This window comes from Staphylococcus caledonicus (assembly GCF_016238465.1).
Classification (GTDB): Bacteria; Bacillota; Bacilli; order Staphylococcales; family Staphylococcaceae; genus Staphylococcus; species Staphylococcus caledonicus.
The window spans coordinates 104,369-122,674 of sequence record NZ_JABTXV010000001.1 but is presented as its reverse complement, the minus strand read 5'-3'; the positions used below and the strand labels follow the sequence as shown (position 1 = coordinate 122,674).

Annotated in this window: 20 protein-coding genes; 5 read left to right on the top strand and 15 right to left on the bottom strand. The window is 33.2% G+C overall.

What is annotated here, in order from left to right; all coding sequences use genetic code 11:
- Window positions 1-198: 198 nt before the first annotated feature.
- From HS848_RS00605 to HS848_RS00565, 9 genes are all read right to left on the bottom strand, one after another.
- Window positions 199-2,241, bottom strand: a complete 2,043-nt coding sequence (locus tag HS848_RS00605; RefSeq protein ID WP_107507157.1) for a cation:proton antiporter — start codon at window positions 2,239-2,241, stop codon at window positions 199-201.
- A gap of 319 nt (window positions 2,242-2,560) precedes the next feature.
- Entirely contained in the window at window positions 2,561-3,040 is a 480-nt protein-coding gene (locus HS848_RS00600) for a Na+/H+ antiporter subunit G (protein ID WP_198610894.1), read from the bottom strand.
- A complete protein-coding gene (gene mnhF2 / locus HS848_RS00595; protein WP_107507159.1) occupies window positions 3,015-3,317 on the bottom strand; it encodes a Na+/H+ antiporter Mnh2 subunit F in 303 nt (100 codons plus the stop codon). Before mnhF2 ends, HS848_RS00600 begins: the two co-directional genes overlap by 26 nt.
- Window positions 3,314-3,796 (bottom strand): Na+/H+ antiporter Mnh2 subunit E, encoded by a 483-nt coding sequence (mnhE2, locus tag HS848_RS00590; RefSeq protein WP_198610893.1) that lies wholly within the window; start codon window positions 3,794-3,796, stop codon window positions 3,314-3,316. The genes mnhF2 and mnhE2 overlap by 4 nt, the downstream gene beginning before the upstream one ends.
- A complete protein-coding gene (gene mnhD2 / locus HS848_RS00585; RefSeq protein WP_198610892.1) occupies window positions 3,793-5,292 on the bottom strand; it encodes a Na+/H+ antiporter Mnh2 subunit D in 1,500 nt (499 codons plus the stop codon). The genes mnhE2 and mnhD2 overlap by 4 nt, the downstream gene beginning before the upstream one ends.
- Window positions 5,285-5,632, bottom strand: a complete 348-nt coding sequence (gene mnhC2, locus HS848_RS00580; RefSeq protein ID WP_103166131.1) for a Na+/H+ antiporter Mnh2 subunit C — start codon at window positions 5,630-5,632, stop codon at window positions 5,285-5,287. The genes mnhD2 and mnhC2 overlap by 8 nt, the downstream gene beginning before the upstream one ends.
- Window positions 5,629-6,054 (bottom strand): Na+/H+ antiporter Mnh2 subunit B, encoded by a 426-nt coding sequence (gene mnhB2 / locus HS848_RS00575; protein WP_107507163.1) that lies wholly within the window; start codon window positions 6,052-6,054, stop codon window positions 5,629-5,631. The genes mnhC2 and mnhB2 overlap by 4 nt, the downstream gene beginning before the upstream one ends.
- Entirely contained in the window at window positions 6,041-8,449 is a 2,409-nt protein-coding gene (locus HS848_RS00570; RefSeq protein ID WP_198610891.1) for a DUF4040 family protein, read from the bottom strand. Before HS848_RS00570 ends, mnhB2 begins: the two co-directional genes overlap by 14 nt.
- A gap of 27 nt (window positions 8,450-8,476) precedes the next feature.
- Window positions 8,477-9,034 carry a tyrosine-type recombinase/integrase gene (locus HS848_RS00565; protein WP_198610890.1) on the bottom strand — a complete coding sequence of 186 codons (558 nt, stop codon included), beginning with the start codon at window positions 9,032-9,034 and terminating at the stop codon, window positions 8,477-8,479.
- 142 nt (window positions 9,035-9,176) lie between these two features.
- On the opposite strand from HS848_RS00565, the gene sroA reads away from it, so the two are divergent.
- The 5 genes from sroA (at window position 9,177) to sarA (ending at window position 12,490) form a co-directional block, all read left to right on the top strand.
- Window positions 9,177-9,383: a sigS mRNA-stabilizing protein SroA gene (sroA, locus tag HS848_RS00560; protein ID WP_198610889.1), complete on the top strand. Its 207-nt coding sequence runs from the start codon at window positions 9,177-9,179 to the stop codon at window positions 9,381-9,383.
- Window positions 9,384-9,414: 31 nt separating this feature from the next.
- Window positions 9,415-9,636 (top strand): DUF2922 domain-containing protein, encoded by a 222-nt coding sequence (locus HS848_RS00555; RefSeq protein WP_107507167.1) that lies wholly within the window; start codon window positions 9,415-9,417, stop codon window positions 9,634-9,636.
- 146 nt (window positions 9,637-9,782) lie between these two features.
- The gene (locus tag HS848_RS00550) at window positions 9,783-10,709 is read left to right on the top strand and encodes a DMT family transporter (protein WP_198610888.1); all 927 of its coding nucleotides are present in this window, start codon (window positions 9,783-9,785) and stop codon (window positions 10,707-10,709) included.
- A gap of 145 nt (window positions 10,710-10,854) precedes the next feature.
- Window positions 10,855-11,793 carry an efflux RND transporter periplasmic adaptor subunit gene (locus tag HS848_RS00545; protein WP_198610887.1) on the top strand — a complete coding sequence of 313 codons (939 nt, stop codon included), beginning with the start codon at window positions 10,855-10,857 and terminating at the stop codon, window positions 11,791-11,793.
- Between the two features lie 322 nt (window positions 11,794-12,115).
- On the top strand, window positions 12,116-12,490 hold the full coding sequence (sarA, locus tag HS848_RS00540; protein ID WP_103166123.1) for a global transcriptional regulator SarA: 375 nt from the start codon (window positions 12,116-12,118) through the stop codon (window positions 12,488-12,490).
- Window positions 12,491-12,794: 304 nt separating this feature from the next.
- Here the strand turns inward: sarA and HS848_RS00535 are convergent, their stop codons facing one another.
- From HS848_RS00535 to HS848_RS00510, 6 genes are all read right to left on the bottom strand, one after another.
- Window positions 12,795-13,604, bottom strand: coding sequence for an alpha/beta fold hydrolase (locus HS848_RS00535; protein WP_198610886.1), 810 nt, complete (start codon window positions 13,602-13,604; stop codon window positions 12,795-12,797).
- A gap of 527 nt (window positions 13,605-14,131) precedes the next feature.
- Window positions 14,132-14,848: a hypothetical protein gene (locus HS848_RS00530; RefSeq protein ID WP_198610885.1), complete on the bottom strand. Its 717-nt coding sequence runs from the start codon at window positions 14,846-14,848 to the stop codon at window positions 14,132-14,134.
- A 189-nt stretch (window positions 14,849-15,037) separates the two neighbouring features.
- Window positions 15,038-15,544: an SA0570 family protein gene (locus tag HS848_RS00525; protein ID WP_198610884.1), complete on the bottom strand. Its 507-nt coding sequence runs from the start codon at window positions 15,542-15,544 to the stop codon at window positions 15,038-15,040.
- Window positions 15,545-15,695: 151 nt separating this feature from the next.
- Window positions 15,696-16,490: an alpha/beta fold hydrolase gene (locus tag HS848_RS00520; RefSeq protein ID WP_107507174.1), complete on the bottom strand. Its 795-nt coding sequence runs from the start codon at window positions 16,488-16,490 to the stop codon at window positions 15,696-15,698.
- A 1-nt stretch (window position 16,491) separates the two neighbouring features.
- Window positions 16,492-17,196, bottom strand: coding sequence for an HAD family hydrolase (locus HS848_RS00515; RefSeq protein ID WP_198610883.1), 705 nt, complete (start codon window positions 17,194-17,196; stop codon window positions 16,492-16,494).
- A 50-nt stretch (window positions 17,197-17,246) separates the two neighbouring features.
- Complete coding sequence (locus HS848_RS00510) at window positions 17,247-18,203, bottom strand: FecCD family ABC transporter permease (RefSeq protein WP_198610882.1); 957 nt, start codon at window positions 18,201-18,203, stop codon at window positions 17,247-17,249.
- Window positions 18,204-18,306 lie beyond the last annotated feature (103 nt).

Below are 18,306 nucleotides of genomic sequence, written 5' to 3'. Positions count from 1 at the left end.
GATTTTGCCCTTCGTGTTATGCCCTCAGTATTGAAAAAGTAGTATCAAATAGTCCTAAAATCTTCATATATAGGATAATCGTTTATATTAACATTTTCAAAAATAAAGAGTGAGTTGGAACATTAGTCATGTGCCTATTACACAAATTCTAATGTTTACCTCCAACCCACTATATTAAGTGTTTGATAAGTACTTGTTTTAATCCGTTAAGCTATCCACTATAACCATTTCATCATAATTTATCGCTTCTCTTAATTTTAATGCTGTACTTTCAGTAATTTCATCATCGTCAACTAAGTCAGCTAAAATACGGCGTTGCTCTCTTAAAGCATTTAATTTAATTTTAGTAATTGAATCTTCCGCACGTGTGTTGAAGAAATTAGAAGGAGATAAGTTATCAATTCTCATAAGATAACCATCACAAATCATTCCTACTTCTAATTTATTATCTTCGTTGGCCTCATTAACTAACCGACTCACTACATTATAATGAACAAGTTTGTTGATCTTAGATAATTCCATCAAGTTGTCCGTTACACTTAATGAAGAAGCAGCGTTCGTACGTATACGTATACGACGTTTTAAGAGCATTGCTCTCACGCCAACAATCATACGTCGAATTAATGAAGCTTGTTTATATACTTGAGTACGTTCAGCATAACGCATATAGTTTTCTAAAACACTCGCTGTAATCTCGCCTTTATTAGCTAATTGTTCAAGTGTTTTAGTCTCTACATTAAATGCAATACGTTGAAGTCGTTCAAGTTCTTTTGAGTTTTCGTCATCCTTTTCAACGGAATTAAGGAAAGTCAATTTATCATGATATTCTTTAATCACGTTGCCGTAACGATAACTCGTTTCGAATGCAGAATGTTGATTTAAATAGTCTATAACATGTTCAAGAATATATATTCTGGCTTCTTTAAAGTTCATACTTCCGATTTTAGCTTTCGGTTTACTAGACGTCACGAACGGTAGAAGTACTTGTGCTATAACCAGACTGATGATGACCATACCTGATGAAATAAATAACAAGTCATTACGATAAGTAAACGCATGATGATTTGCTAAATAGTACGGTAATGTCAGTGCGATAGCCAATGAAATTGTACCGTGCACGCCACATAGTGTCATGATTAATGCATACATACTACGTTTAGGTGGCTTCTCTTTCTTCTTATCTTCGCCTTCATCATTCATCAATTTTTGGAATGGACTGATAGATAAGTAGAACCATGGATATAAAACATACACCCAGATAAATCTAAATAGATAAACAGCCAAGGCAACTAAAGCAGTAATGGCAACTAAGAATAATAAGTTATGTGGTTCAGTTTTTACAATATTTCCAATAACTTCTGGAACTAAAAATCCTAATATTGAAAAAACAAAACCATTTAATGCATAACCTAGAATATTCCAAGTATGGTTGTAACTCATTTGAAGTCGTGTACGTGTTTGTGCAATACGATCACGTTCGAATCCATGCACTAAACCAGCAACTACTGCAGCGATAATACCTGATGCGTGGAACATTTCTGCCACTAAGTAAGTCACGAAAGGTGTCAATAATTGGAGAAATGTAAACATATTAATGTTTTCAATACCACGTCTAGTAAGCGTCAAACGAAATCTTACAAGAGCAATACCTATAAGCAAACCGACAATTGCCCCACCAATAGAAGCAATTAAGAATTGTTGAACCGCTTCAAATAATGAAAATGTTCCAGTAATTAATACACCAACTGCAATTTTAAAAGAAATGATACCAGCCGCATCATTAAGTAATGATTCGCCTTCTAAAATAGTCATAGCGCCTTTCGGTAGCACTTTTCCTTGAGTAATAGCTTGGACCGCTACAGCATCGGTAGGACATAGAATGGCAGCTACTGCAAAGGCTGCGCCAATTGGTAAGTCAGGCCAAATCCAATGAATAAATAATCCAACACCAATTACCGTTGTGATAACGAGTCCTAATGCCATTAACATCACTGGTTTAATATAACGACGTAAATGAACTCGAGAAACATTAACACCTTCTACAAATAGTAAAGGCGCGATGGTCGCTACCATAAACAGCTCGGAATCGAAGTTAAATTCCACAGGCACTGGTAATAAAAAGAGGAGCATTCCTAATGCAATTTGTATGAATGCTAGAGGTACTTTAGGAATAAAAGTATGAACAAAGGAGCTTATAATAACTACAGCCAGAAATATTAGAATCGTTTCAAATATTTCCAAACTTCCACCCCATTATTTTTTGTTATTTAATTGGAGAAATAAGACGAACAAAGTGTGAAATGATTTTCTGTCTATTTATATCCAAAATGATGTATCTTACACTCTCAATTGATTAATCACTATTTTACCATTAATACGGCAGTGACGTAACTAACTTGCACTATCTATAATAAAAATAAAATTTAATTGTTAACGCTTATTTAGCTTATAAAAAATAGAGATTGAAGACACGTTAGGTTATCTCTTTATGTTTAACCTTTAAGACAATGTTTCAATCTCTTTTGTTGCTTATTTCTTAATTATTTAGTTCATTTTTGAATTAGTCGTCTTGCTTTACTTCTGTGTCTTTTTCACGTTCTGCTTGGCTTTCATAGTACAGTTTTTGACGATGTTTTTCTCGCATTTTTGCTCTAGTTTCTAACTCTTCTTTTGTATTATATTCTTTTGAGCTTAAAAGTATCGTGCTTTGTCTTGGCACATCGTCTTTTCGATACATATAAGCACCTGTACGATAGGCAGCTCGAGCTACAAGATGCATGCCTACTGGCGATGTTAAGTTAATAAAGACGATAGATAATAGCAGTCTGACACTGAAGAAACTCTGTTCATTGGTAAAATAGATTAACACGCCTACTAATGTTAATAACACAGATAACGTCGAACTCTTTGTAGAGGCATGACTCCGTAAAAATACATCTTGAAATTTAACAATTCCAATTGCACTGATAACGGCAATAATACTTCCTAGGAAAATGAGGAATGCAGCGATTAGATCAACGATTTCGTTTATTAGTTCCATTGAACACGCGACCTCCTCCAATAAATCTTGAAATAGACACAGAGCTTACAAATGAAATAATAGCAATCAGCATTATGGAATCTAGGAATGATACTGTATTATAAATCACGCTAACTACACCTACGATACACATGATTACGGCACTTGAAGCATCGAATGCGACCACTCTATCTGCGGTTGTCGGCCCCTTGATTAAACGAAATAAGCCAATTAAAAACGCAATCCCGAACAATATTAGAGCACTTGTAGTAAAGAAATTTGTGAGTGTCTCAATCATTGTGACACCTCCATAATCAAGTTTTCATATTGCTTGATACTCTTTAACAAACTTTCTTTTTCTTTTTCAGAGACATCTATACTATGAATAAAGAATTTATTCGTTGTCTTAGAAATTCGAATAACTGTAGAACCGGGCGTAATAATAATTAATATAGTTAAAAATGTTATCGCCCAATCATTTTTTAAATTGGTTTCATACGTTAATAAACCTGGATTCATATCGTTTGTCTTAAACAAAATATAATTAATAATACTAAGACTAGATGTAAGTAACTGGTACAAATATACAGCTAAGAACTTAATAGCTACCCATATCTTTTTAGGATAAAATTCTTGGTCAAAGAAACGGTGCAAGATGTAGATAACAATCAGACCAATAATAAACCCAGTCACGAAAGTGGAGAATAAGAAAGCATCTTCATCTTGAAAAAGGACCCATAAAAATGCAATCAAGATATTTAATACAATTTGTCTCATTTATTCTCCTCCTTCAAGTGTGGGTTAACAACGCTATGATAGTATTTGTCATCTGTATTAAGTTTTGCAGCATTTTCCGTAGCTGTCATAACCACCGGCGCTGCAATACCCATCATTAATACGATGGCAATTAATATACCTAGTATTGTTTTACGTCGCTTGGGTAATGGGTTAAAGTTCACTTGCTCGCCATCATTATCTCCGAAATACATAATAAATAAAATTCTAAACAGACTGTACATAGCAAGTAAACTTGTAATAATCATTAAGGCTAAACCGATATAGTTTCCATTTTCAATCGCTCCCTGGAAGATGAGTACTTTTCCTGGAAAACCACTAAACGGAGGCACACCACCAATAGCGAAGATCACAATCATGAATGCTACACCATAAAATGGCTCTCTCTTAGCTAAGCCACATAAATATTTAAATTCACGATAACCCGACATGTAGACCAAACTACCGATGACGAAAAATAACATTGTCTTCACTACAATATCGTTAGCTAAATAGAAGATAGCGCCGTGTATACCAGCAAAGGTGTTTGAGCCTAGTCCTAAAATAACGAAACCGATGGATAAGATAACCTGATAAGAGGCAACTTTCTTAATATCGTGATAGGCAATGACACCAAAAGCTCCGATAATCATCGTAATACAAGCCATAAAGACTAATAATGGGTGCGTAATACCTGGATGTTGGTCAAATAATAATGTAAAGAAACGAATAAGTGCATAAGCACCTACCTTCGTCATTAAGGCAGCAAATAGCGCTGCAAGTTCAGTGTTTAAAACTGAGTACGCTTTAGGTAGCCACATAAATAATACTAGTGCTGCTTTTGAACCAAACGCTACCATAAAGACGATTGAGATAATAATAATCGATTTATTGTCTTGAAGTTGGTCTAAACGTAAGGCTACTTGCGAGAAATTCAATGTGCCGACTGTTTTATATAATAGTCCAATTCCAAGTAGAAAGAGCCATGAACCAATAATATTTAAAACGACGTAAATAATCGCAGCACGTAATTGTTCGACGGATTGTCCTAATGTCACTAATACAAATGAAGCTAGTAACATAATCTCGAACATGACGTATAAGTTAAACAAGTCAGATGTAAGGAATGAACCGATAACACCTGTAGTTAAGAACAAGATAAACGTTGGTAAATAATATCTATTCACACGTTTCTCACCACGTCCAAAACCGTAAGACATGATTAATGTCACTACAAATGAGGCAACAGTTACCATAATTAAGCTCAGTGAATCACCAAGAAATTGAATACCAAATGGTGCTGCCCAGCCACCAAAATCTAAAGTAATAGGTTTATGGTGTAACACATAGATAAGTAAGCATAACGAAATAATCGTGTTAAGTGACATTGTTCCAATATATAGAATCTTCGATATTCTGTTTTTATTCTTCGTAAAGACGAGTACAAGTGCGCATAGTAGAGGCAATAGGATTGGAAGAATTAATATATTACTATTCATTATTTTCCTCCTCTCCTCTTAATACATCGATATTAGCCTCTTTGGTAACACGATATGTTCTATAAACAAGTACGAGTAGAAATGCAGTCATCGCAAATCCAATGACAATTGCCGTTAGAACAATCGCTTGTAGTAAAGGGTCTACATAATTTGTATTTGAACCATGAATTAACGGTTCTGTCATATGATTATCATAATGACCCATGCTCATAATAATTAAGTTTCCTGCGTGCGTATATATTGAAATGCCTATCACAATTCGAATTAAGTTTAGAGATAGTATCATGTACGTTCCTATAAATACTAAGAATCCTATCACAAGTAGTAAGATTAAATTCATGATTTACCACCACTTAATGCCAACATGACAGTTACGATAACACCCACAACCGTTAAAAGAATTCCTAATTCAAATAGCGTAACGGTTGTGACGTGTATTTCTCCTAATAACGGTAAATGCACATGTGCATCTGTTTGGTATAAGAAGGCCTTACCAAAAAATATAGGAACAATAGCCGTTAGTACTGAAATCATAGCACCGATAATCATTAACTTTTTAAAATCGATCGGGAGGCTTTCTAACACTTGGCGTACATCGAAAGCTAGGAACATTAAGATGAAAGCTGAGCTAAAGATTAACCCGCCAATAAAGCCTCCGCCTGGATTATTATGCCCGGCAAAGAACACATAAAATCCAAATGTTAATAATATAAAAACGACGATTTTGGTAACGGTTCTTAATACCACATCATTTTCTTTCATCTTGGCCCCTCCGATCTTTGTAATGTAATAGTGTGAAAATGCCTAGACCAGCAATGATAAGAACGACACCTTCAAACATAGTATCTAGTGCTCTGAAATCGCCGAGAATGGCGTTGACGATATTTTTCCCACCAGTTAATTCATAAGCTTTTGTGTAGTATTTCGAGATAGTTTCGAACCCATCACCTTGTTGGGCAATAAAGATGAGGGTTACGACTGCGCCCGCCATAATAAAGGACACGATAATTTTAACGGCTTCCTTTTTCAAGATAGCATTCGTACGCGCAATGTTTGGTAAGCGTGAGAAACTTACAATAAAGAGAATTGTAGTGATTGTTTCTACAACTAACTGCGTAAGTGCTAAGTCTGGCGCTCTCATTAGTAAGAAGAATAACGCCACGCTATAACCAATAATACCGTTTAAAATAACCATCGTTAAACGTTGACGAATAAAGACGAGGGCTACTCCGACAATGCTAATGGTAATCGCCAATATGACTTCTAACGGTCCGAACTCAGATACTTCAATTTGATGTAACTTTGGAAAGCCGACTCTCATAAGTCCATACGCTACAAATAATGAAAAGATTAAAAGCGTAATAATATTGTAGTGATTTAAACGGTTATTCATTAACCCTTGAATACTTTTTCCAGAGTAATGTTCAAATACACGGTACGTTTTACGATAACTATTCGTAATTGAAGCATATTTAATAAATCTGTAAATGTGCGCTTTCCAATTAATTTTCAATGCTAAAATGGCACCTACAACAATCACAATCACGCTAAAGATGAGTGGTAGATTAATACCATGCCACTGTGACACGTGTGGCGCTATTGCATCTACTTTAGTACCTAAATTGGTTACATTACGTAACGCTGGTAATACGATATGTTCTGTAAAGAAATTAGGTATAAAGAAAATGATTGGTATAAGAACCATTAAAACAATTGCAGGTAAACTGAAAGCCCATGGTTCATGAATATGTTTCTTAGGCACTTTCTTGTCGTCAAATTCGCCCCAATACGTTTCTTTTAACATGTAAACTGCATAAACGAAGGTGAAGATACTTGCAATCACACCTAATAGGACTATTATCACAGTTAATGTTAAGCCAAATTGTTGTAAATAAGTGGCGCTTACGAGTGAGTCAAAGAACATTTCTTTACTTAAAAAGCCATTTAAAAATGGAACGCCCGCCATAGATAGAGCAGCTAACGTCATGACTAGATTCATTTTAGGGAAGTATTTACGCATACCGCTTAAACGATAAATATCACGTGTACCTGCTTCATGATCAATTATCCCTACTCCCATAAATAAGGCACATTTAAATATGGCGTGGTTCATCACGTGGAATAAACCAGCAAATAAAATAAGTGTATATGTTTCTCCCATGACTCCCGTAGGATGTTGCGCAATACCGCCACCTAGGCCTACCATTGACATAATCATACCTAACTGACTAATCGTAGAATAAGCTAAAATTGCTTTTAAGTCATATTGTCTTAGTGCAGTAATAGCCCCGAAAAGCATAGTAATCAATCCAACAAAAGTCACAATATAAATATAACTGTTACTTAGTCCCAAAATTGGAGTAAATTTGAATAATAAGAAAATTCCCGCTTTAACCATCGTAGCTGAATGTAAATAAGCACTGACCGGCGTAGGTGCTGCCATAGCTTTTGGCAACCAAATATGAAACGGAAATTGTGCTGATTTGGTAAATGCACCAATTAATAACATGATCATCATTGGGATAAATAATGCATGTTCATTAATTTGATGACCTTGTGTTAATAATTCTGAAATTGTATTTGTACCAGTCATGATATAAAGCATGATAAAACCGGTTAGTAAGGCTAAACCGCCTAGTACAGTAATAATGAAAGACTGTATCGCTCCTAATTGACTATTCGCATTACTATACCAATAGGAAATTAATAGAAATGAGGATACGCTTGTTAACTCCCAAAAGACATACATTAAAATCGTATTATTAGAAACTACAATTCCTAACATACTAAACATAAATAATAATAGATAAAAGTAAAATCGAGGTAAATTATCTCCATTAGGGGATAAATATTGAGTGGCATAGAAAAACACTGCTATCCCAATTATCGATATAATTAGCCCAAACATGAGGCCTAAGCCATCTAATCTTAAATCTAAATTCACGTCTATTGCGGGCATCCAAGGTACTTTGAATGCTACAAATTTCTGATGCATAACATTAGGAATTTGGATAAGGAAATATATGGAAGAGATTATCGGCGCTATTAACGCTATATATCCCACATACCGTCTTAAACGATGGAACGGTTTAAACAACGTTACTAAAATGACCCCCATAATAATTATGAGGCCACTTAGTAAATAAACTAAGCTCATCAAAAGCCTCCTTTTTTAAATAATAAGTTATAAATTTAAAGCAATAATGGTATGATGTTCTTCTTTTGGCGATAAACCAATAAATTTAACCGTTTCTTGCGTAGTTTGGTGTCCCAAGTATTTTTGGATGATTGCAATAGAAATACCCGATTTATAGGCATGATATGCAAAAGTTTTACGCAATGTAGTTAAACCAATATGTGATAGCCCTAATTCTTCAGCAGCATGATGAATAATTCGATACGCTTGTTGCCTAGATAATTCTCTATGAGTACGAATAGATTGGAATAACAATTCATCATTTGTCAGTTGATTTCGTTCAATATAGTCATGTATCTCTTTTCTTAAATCATTAGGCAATTTGATTTTTATAGAAGGCGCACACTGTTGTATCCACGAGGATTTAATTTCTCCCTTTTCAACTACTTTAATATCTCTAACTTTCAGATTTAATAAATCCACTAGGCGAATGCCTGTATGTATCGCTAATTTAAAGAAAAGATAATCTCTATCTGATTTATCTTTTAATATGTAATACATTTTTTTAACATCATCTTTGTTTCTAATAGGTTCAACTTGATTCATTTATCCACCTCTAAAAAGTTTCTTATTTAATGATAAAGCATAAATTAGTAACATGAAATGATTTTGCTTAATTTTTTTCAATTTAAGGTGTCTCTTTTTTCTCCAGTCTTCGATATATAGTGTGAAAGGAGGTGAAACACTTATGAATGAAGTTACTCAATTATCAGTTGTTTGTACTCGCATCACTCACGACGCAAATGGTAAAGCGAAAGAAAATAAACGTCGTTTCACTAATTTAAACACTAGTGCTACTGACGCTGAAATCAAATCTTTCGTAGATGTTGTATCGCATTTACTTGGCGAAGACTTTGATAAAGTCGAAGCAATTAAAACGCAAGACTTAGCGTAATATAAGTCACAAAATATAAGGAGGTTATGATATGTCTAAAACATTAGAACTTGTGTTTAAAACGAATTTAAACAAATCAGCTAAATTACAGTTCCCACAAATTGAAGTTCCTATAACTGAAGCGGGTGTTCGTGCTGCTATGGATAATATGATTAAATTAAACATTTTAAAACCTAGTGCAGGCACTCCAGTTAAAGCTGATTCAGCTCAATTAGTAGACGTTACAACTACAGTCATTTTTGCGGAAAAATAATATAAATATTATTGAAGAGAGCGGGACGCATCGTTTCGCTCTCTTTTATGTATATTTGAAGTTATTTAATCTTGTAGTTTTCGACAATAAAATACATAATGAATATGGTTATAATGTTATATATAGAAAGTTGAGGAAGTCGAAACGTGATATTTTTATTTATTCTCGGTATTGTGGCAGGTATGATGGTCCCTATTCAAACTTCCATTAATTCTCGTCTAGGTAGATATACTGAATCATCATTTTATGCGTCTACGATTTCATTTTTTGTAGGCACACTATTTCTGCTTATTTTAAATATTATTTTTAATACTCAAATGTTCTCAAGCTCGTTTTATAACGGTCATTCAATAGATTATCATTGGTGGGTTGGTGGATTACTTGGCGTTTGTTTCTTAACGGGTAACTTGCTTTTATTACCACGTTTAGGCGCTACATTAACTGTTGTAATGACAGTTGCAGGTCAAATTTGTATGGGAGTCGTTATTGATACGTTTGGCTTACTTGGTGCAAGCCAACATCCATTTACGTTTCTTAAAGGTGTAGGTATTGTCGTATTATTTTTAGGTATTCTCTTAATGAATTACATACCTAGAAATAAATTAGAAGAAAAAACGAACCCGACATTTTATCTTTGGCTCTTAGTCGGATTTGTATTTGGGTTTGCGCCACCACTACAAACGACGATTAATAGTGGTTTATCTCAACAAATGCATTCTTCTCTCTTCGCCTCTTTAATTTCATTTACTGTAGGAACAATTGCGTTATTTATTCTTACATTGGTTTTTAATAGAAGCTTGAAAATTAAAGCAACCCAACCTAATATAGGACGAATTAAACCGCTCTACTTTATTGGTGGGATATTAGGTGTTGTATTTGTTACTTCAAATATTATTTTGATGCCATTTTTAGGTGCTGCTTTAACTACCATCATTGCTATGCTTGGTCAAATGCTTATGGGCGTCATTATTGATCACTTTGGTTTAGGTGTACGTAGGAGCCCTATTACTTTCCGTAAATTTAGTGGTTTAGTGGCCATCGCTATCGGAATTATCTTATTACGCTTGTTCTAATTTTCATCTAAAAATTAAATAATATTACTTATAATGTCTTCTTAATGAAAAATTGAGAAGACATTTTATTATCTCCGAAAAATAGCTAGATTGTGAGGTTTCTTGCTGTATAATTAATGTATAAAATTGAATAGAGGTGACCTATTTGAAAAAACATTTAACCCCTTTGACTATATTAGTCCTACTCTTATTCCTTCTAATTTTGTTTTTCAGTTATTATATTTATTTAAAGTTACCTAGCCAACCTAATTTATCTAAAGTCAAAACAATTATTGCCAAACCTCACTATCCCCTCTCATTTACAGGTATGCAAGAAGCCAAAGAAAGTTATACGATATATTACAATCCCTCTCTAGGCGAAATATCAGATATATTAGTTAAAAACGATACTACTGTTAAGGCACACACACCATTATTGGAATATTATAATGATTATACTGGAAAATTAATCGTCACTAAAAAGAAAGCATTAGCCTCCTTACGTGGACATCAACCTACAACTGAACCATTCTCTCTTGCTACAATCAATTTATATGGTCAAATAGCAGAACTTCAAAGTCGACTTCGAACCCAACTTAGCTCCCCCATTCAAGGAAAAGTCACTCTACTTCATCCATTTCCATCAAAAAGTAATACTAAAATAATGCAAATTAATAGCGAAAAACGTATTATTCGTGCTACTATTACTGAATCTCAACTATCTCGCATTAAAGTTAATCAAGCAGTTATGATCACTCCGAAATCTTCTACATTATTCACAGGAAAAGTACTTTCAATATCTTCGATACCTTTCAAAATTGAAAAAAATATATCTATGTATCATATTGATATTTCAACAAAAGCTCAATATCCTATCGGCCATCATTTTAAAATTGAATCAGGTGCTATTGAATTTCAATTGCCAACAAGTGTTATCTACGATAAACATTATATTTTTGTTACACAAAATAACAAAATTATTAAAAGAAAAATAAAATACAACAAAAGTCAAAAAAGTGGGTATATTATAGTATTCAACGGAATAAATATTGGTGATAAAATTATAGTGGGCCCAACTTCATCACTTCTACAAAATAATGAGTAATATTTTCTCTTACTAAATATTCAGATTATTTTTTATTATATGGAGCTACGCAATAATTATTCTTGAATAATTGCTTTTAAAAAATTGCTTTCATTTCCAAACAAAGTATTTATTAATCAAAACATTGTTTTATTAAGTGCTTTTTTGTTTACTTCTTAAAATTATTTAGTTATAATTAACTAAATAATATAGCATTAAATTAATTTAATAAAATTCTTTTAATCTAAATTATTAAAGTAATTTTAACTATTAAAAGACGTTATATATAGAGTTAACGGGCGCAACACAAAATAGAGAGGACACTAGTTGGGGAGGTTTCAAAATGGCTATATCAAAAATTAATGATTGTTTCGAACTATTAGCTATGATTACTTATGCAGACAAATTAAAAAGTATCATTAAGAAGGAATTTTCAATTAGCTTTGAAGAATTCGCAGTACTAACTTACATTAGTCAAAGTAAGGAAGATGAGTACTATTTAAAAGATATTATTAACCACTTAAACTACAAACAACCACAAGTAGTTAAAGCTGTTAAAAATTTATCTCAAGAAGATTACTTCGATAAAAAACGTAATGAACATGATGAAAGAACAGTATTGATTCTTGTAAATGGTACACAACGTAAGAAAATCGATGAATTATTAGCTAGAGTTAACACTCGTATTGAACAAGCTAACAAAGAAACAGAATTATAATTCTTTGTAGCGACTTCAAACTACGATTAGATTTTAGCCTAATTAATTAAAGAGTATTTGGGGTATATCCCAAAATCATAGGAGACGTGAAGATAATGGCCATTATCTTCACGCCTCTTTTTATATTAATCATTCGTACTATTTGAGAACGGGATTGTAGTATTAATTATTCGTACTTTGGAAAATCGATAAATATCGTCCAAAAGTTTAGTATAAATTCAATTCCTACAAAAAAATAAACTATACGCAAGTTACCTTCCACCTTCGGAGGACTAGTATAGTTTATTAATTAAACATTATATATTTAATTATTTTCATTCTTAATATGATCTACATTTTCAAGAAAACTTAAATATAAATCTAAAAACCTATCTGCTTCTTCTACATAAGGCGCATGTCCTGAATCTTCAAATAATACTTTTTCGACATTTTGGAAATGTTCTTCCATTTCGTAATGATCCTTATCTCTAATAATCGGATCGTAACGTCCATTAATAATTAAAGTTGGCACTTCGACATTATGCGTAAATTCCTTATTAGCATTCACTGTTTCTAAGAGTGTACGGCTTGCTACCGCACTGTCTTCCGGACTCTGTTTACTATATAAGCGTTGGTGTTGAAACCATTTCATCGCTTGCTCATACTCTTTATAAATATATGGGAATAGTAAAAGTAATGCTTCTGACTTATTAAATCCAGCAACTTCATCTTGTTGTTCAATCATTAACTTCGTAAAGCCATGAATAATATCTTCAACTTTTGAAGAGATAATCGTCAAAGAGCATACTTTTTTCTCGTGTTTTTCTGTAAATTCCCTCGCGATGATGCCTCCCATATCATGACCTAAAATATGTGCTTGATTAATATTTAATTTATCCATTAAAATATATAAATCTTTCACGTGATCGTCTAAGCTGTATGAATTAGGTCGGCTAGATTTGCCATGCCCTCTAACATCATATGCTATTACTCTATATTGATCTTGTAATTGTTTATTTAATAAATAAAAAGCTGCGGAATTACCGTCTAAGCCATGAATTAATATAATGGGAATGCCTTGTCCTTCATCTTGGTAAGCGATTTTCGTTTGATTTACCGTTTGAATTTTTTTCATAGTGGCACCTCCCTTAGTTTTTACTATACCCCCTTTAATCAGCGCTTACGCTATGAACATCGATACTATTAATTCTATTTTTATTTAATAATTTATTTATAAAAAAGGAGCGGGACTGAAATCTAGGGAGTGGGACAGAAATCTAATGCAATTTCAAAGATTTCGTCGTCCCACCCCGGCAAGGTTGACTAGAAATGAAGAAAGTGAGGTTCGAACGCCTCTTCATTTCAGACAACTACTGCCAAATTTCAAAGATTCCGTAGTCCCGCCCCGGCAAGGTTGACTAGAAATGAAGAAAGTGAGGCTCGAACGCCTCTTCATTTCAGACAACTACTGCCAAATTTCAAAGATTTCGTTGTTCCACTCCGTCAAGTTTGACTAGAGATGAAGAAAGCCCAGGTTGGACGCACCTTCATCTCAGTCGACTACTGCCTAATCACATAGATTAGGAGACAATATTTTTTAATCATCATTCAGTTCTGCTCAAATCCTAAAAACTTTTGTCCCCATTTCTTAATTGTTAGCTATTAAACTTTAGTTCTTGAGGATAATCGAATAGTGTAGAAAATAATTAACACTACAATAAAAATCCAAATAAGAAGAGAGAATATTTGTGCGATTTCAGGATTAGTAATTACAGCGTCAATTGTTTTTTGGCAAAATAATAAACCAATCACTGTATATTCTAATTTTTTAAAGAAAACACCTGCTAAACCTAAAATAATCCCTACAAAGAATACAAATTGGTGACTATACATCGTGATAGGAATAATTCCCCACGTAAAGTTAAACGCACGCATAATAATTAAGACGAGCGCTATAATCGCTATACTATAACCAATAAGAATTTCAGGTCGATTGCTATAGAGATATTTCTTCCGCTCTACCCGAAGATTAATAACTATACTTAGCGGAAAGATAATAATACAATAAAAGATTGAAATTGCCGTCGCTGCTTGGAAAGGCACATATTGTTTATCGTATAAATACGAAATCAATACAAAATTCACTATAAAAAATACAACCGGATTAAGTTGCAAGCCAAATAAATTACGTTGAATCGTCAAAATAATTTGAGCTGGCGATTTCCCTCTATATTCTACATAATCCTGATCTTGCGCTTCAGACTTTTTTAAATCTGTTCGTAGATTCTCTTTTACATCATCAATTAGATTGGGCGCCATTCCCTTATGGCTAAAATAATCATTAATATTTTCAAGTAACACTTTGTCGTTAGTTCTCATGAGTTACTCCTTTATAAATCGAAGGTTAAGACATCATTCTCTTTATAATACCTATCATATCTTATCCCTCTCATTGTTTCATTGTTCAATTAAGCATTTTATCATACATTGATATTAATTTCTTTTGCTATAAAAAAAATAGAGTAGATTAAAATTCAAAAAATGAATTTTAACCTACTCCAAGATTTATTATTTAGTTATATCAATACGATATAATTTTAAGTTTTTATCTTGTGGTCCGTTTGAACCAAATTGGTAACTTGTATTTCCTTTTTGGATATAACCAAAGTTACCACTAACTTTGTTATATTGAACACGTGTCAACGCATTTTGACCTACGCTTTTTTTAACTTGATTATAAGTTGGACCATTCGCTTCGTTATAAGCCATAGATACTCTAGTTACATAACCTTGATTTTTTTTGCCATTCGCAGTTACGACTAACACGCCTTTATTTGTACGATATTCATAATAATTTTCGTGATTATTTGGATTTTTAGAATAGATTGGCGTACCGTATTTGTGTGAAACATTTTTGATTGATTCGCCAAGTGTAACATTTTCCAATGATTTTTGACCTTGAGTTAATTGTTGAACTGTTTGAATTGAATTACCGCTAGCTGCTTCGGCATGATTTACGCCTACTCCTGTCATTACTAGTCCTGAAACTAAAAATGCCGCTACTAATTTTTTCATAAGCACTCTCTCCTTTGTCTCTTTTCTCGTCTTGTGCTTACTCATAGTATACCCTTATTATTACTAAAATAACAGCATTATTACAAAAATGTTACATTTTTATTTTTTAATGTAACAAACTTCAGTCAATCCGCTTCGTTAAGCCAATGTTTTAGCGTTGAGGCATGTATTTTTTTATAAATGGAGTGATGTCCTCAATGAATTTTTCTTTTTCCTCTTCAAACGGATATAAGCTAGATTGAGTATAAACTTCAAATTGCGCTTCTCCGATTAAATCAGCTACTTCTTTTGCTTCGACTGTCGTAATTCTTTCTCCATATTCCCCAACAATAATATATGTTGGTTTTACTACTCGATTAAACCCACTTGCGATATTCGTTTCTTTAAAGACATCTTCAATCGCTTGAGTTTCTTCTTTGGTTGAAATAGCATTGGTATCTTCAACATGCTTTAGGAATTTATTAATTTTACGTGGTTTATAATATCTACGTTTTTCCAAGAACTTATCTTGTTTATTATCTTCCCAGTTACGAATTTTATGAGAGTATTTTCTAAACAAGCGCTCTTCTGGCAATTCTCCTTCAATAGACGTCGGGCTTACCATTGTTAGTGAAGAAACATAATTAGGATAACGCTCGGATAAATCAGCAATAATAGCTGCACCCATTTCATGTCCAATGAATGCTGCTTCATCTATATATAAATAATCGAGTAATTGAATAATATCATCTGCAAATTCATTAAACTTAATTTCTCTTGGCTTATCAGAATAGCCATGACCTCGTAAATCCATTAATACCACTTGAAATGATTTCGCCAATTCTTTTGCTACATTTTGGAAAATTGAAGCATTCTCATAAGCAGTATGAACTAACACTACCGGGTAACCTTCTCCCATCGTGTCGTAATGTAGTGATAAACCATCTTTTCTAGTAAATAAATCCATCTTATTCCTCTCCTTCTTGCTTAATATTAATTGGTAAAATAGATAGTAATTCTTCAATAGTAGAGATAATGTAGTCTACTTCTTCAGCGAGAGGTTCAATTTCAGCATCATCATGTTTAAACCAAATACTTACCATTCCCATTGCCCGAGCAGGTGCTACATCATTGAGCGCATCGTCTCCTACATACATAATTTCTTCTGGTTCAACATCTAATTGATCAATCATATCTTCGAATATTTTAGGATGAGGTTTACGATATCCAACTGTTTCAGATGTAGATAAATAATTAATAACATGCCCTATACCTAATGAGTGCAGTCTAAATTGTTTAATTTTAGATTTCCCATTTGCTATCACGCCTAATGTGTAATCACTTTTAGATAGTTTTTCCAAAGTGTAAAGCGTGTCGTAATATGGAAATACGTAGCGATAGAAATGCATCTCGAAGTCATTAAATAAATCTTTCCAACTCAATCTATCGATATGAAATTGTTTAATAATCGCTTTATATAAATCAGGTTTATCATTGTCTTCATCATCATCCAATTCGATAAATTTGCACTTAAAATCCGCTAATTGAACATGTACAAAGTAATCGTGAAAACGTTCATATTGTTCTTCAATAAATTTATCTCTCGATTTAGTTCTATCTAGTAAGGTACCTTCTAAATCAAACACAACTGCTTTTATATGGCTTAAATCCATGATTATTTCCCTCTTAATTTTATAATTATTCTTTTACTACTTCGCTTTATTTAACTTAGTGCGTCTTTTTGTTTAATCAAAATATAAAACAACGTTGGAATACCAATTAACGCTAAAATAATACTTGCGGGTATTTGTACTGGATGAATAATCGTACTGCCTATCCAATCAGCAAATAGCATTATAGTAGCGCCGATTACTATATTTAGTGCCATTTGCACACCTAACGTATAGTGCCAATAACGTTGTCGTATAAGTTGAGGCACAATCATACCTATAAAACCAATCACTCCGATATACGCTACAGCAATCGCTGTCATAATTGATGCGAGTGTCAATACAATAAACGTCACACGTTGCACGTTTAGCCCTAAAGACCGGCTTTTCAATTCGCCTAATTGTAAAAGCTTTATAGTTGGTATCATACAAAATAAGATAATAACAACCGGAATAGCTATACTTCCAATATACATCGCTTCACGCATTTCCGCAGCCGCAAATCCACCAAAGAAATAATTCGCAATTTGTTTCATAGCATTCGGCTTAATCAATACGAGAATATACAGTAACGCATTAAATAATGATCCGATCATTAAACCAGTAATAATTAATACTCTAATTGGGTAACCTCGCGACATTACCATTGTAATCATAAGAACAATGATTAAAGTAATTAAACTAAACCCGATTGAAAAAATAGGCGTCCAAATAAATGAAAAGCCTAAGAACACCGCAAGACCTGAGCCGAATGTAGCACCACTAGCCAATCCAAGCGTAAAACTATCAGCTAAAGGATTGTTTAATACAGTTTGAAACATTTGACCAGCTAACGTTAAAATTGCGCCAGTCAATAGCGCTTCTAATACTCTTGGTAATCTGACTTTATAAAGAATAGTTTGATTAAAAGTATCATTTAATGTGCCTAAATCCCAAAATAAGCTAGCTATAATAGTGAGGCACAAACAAAATCCCCATATTATAAATGTTAAATAAATTGTCTTCGTCATTTTATCAACTCTTCAACTATCTTTCTATCATTTTCTCCATTATAACCGATACGTCAAAAAGAAAGCGGGACAGAAATCTAATGTAAGTTCAAAGATTTCATTG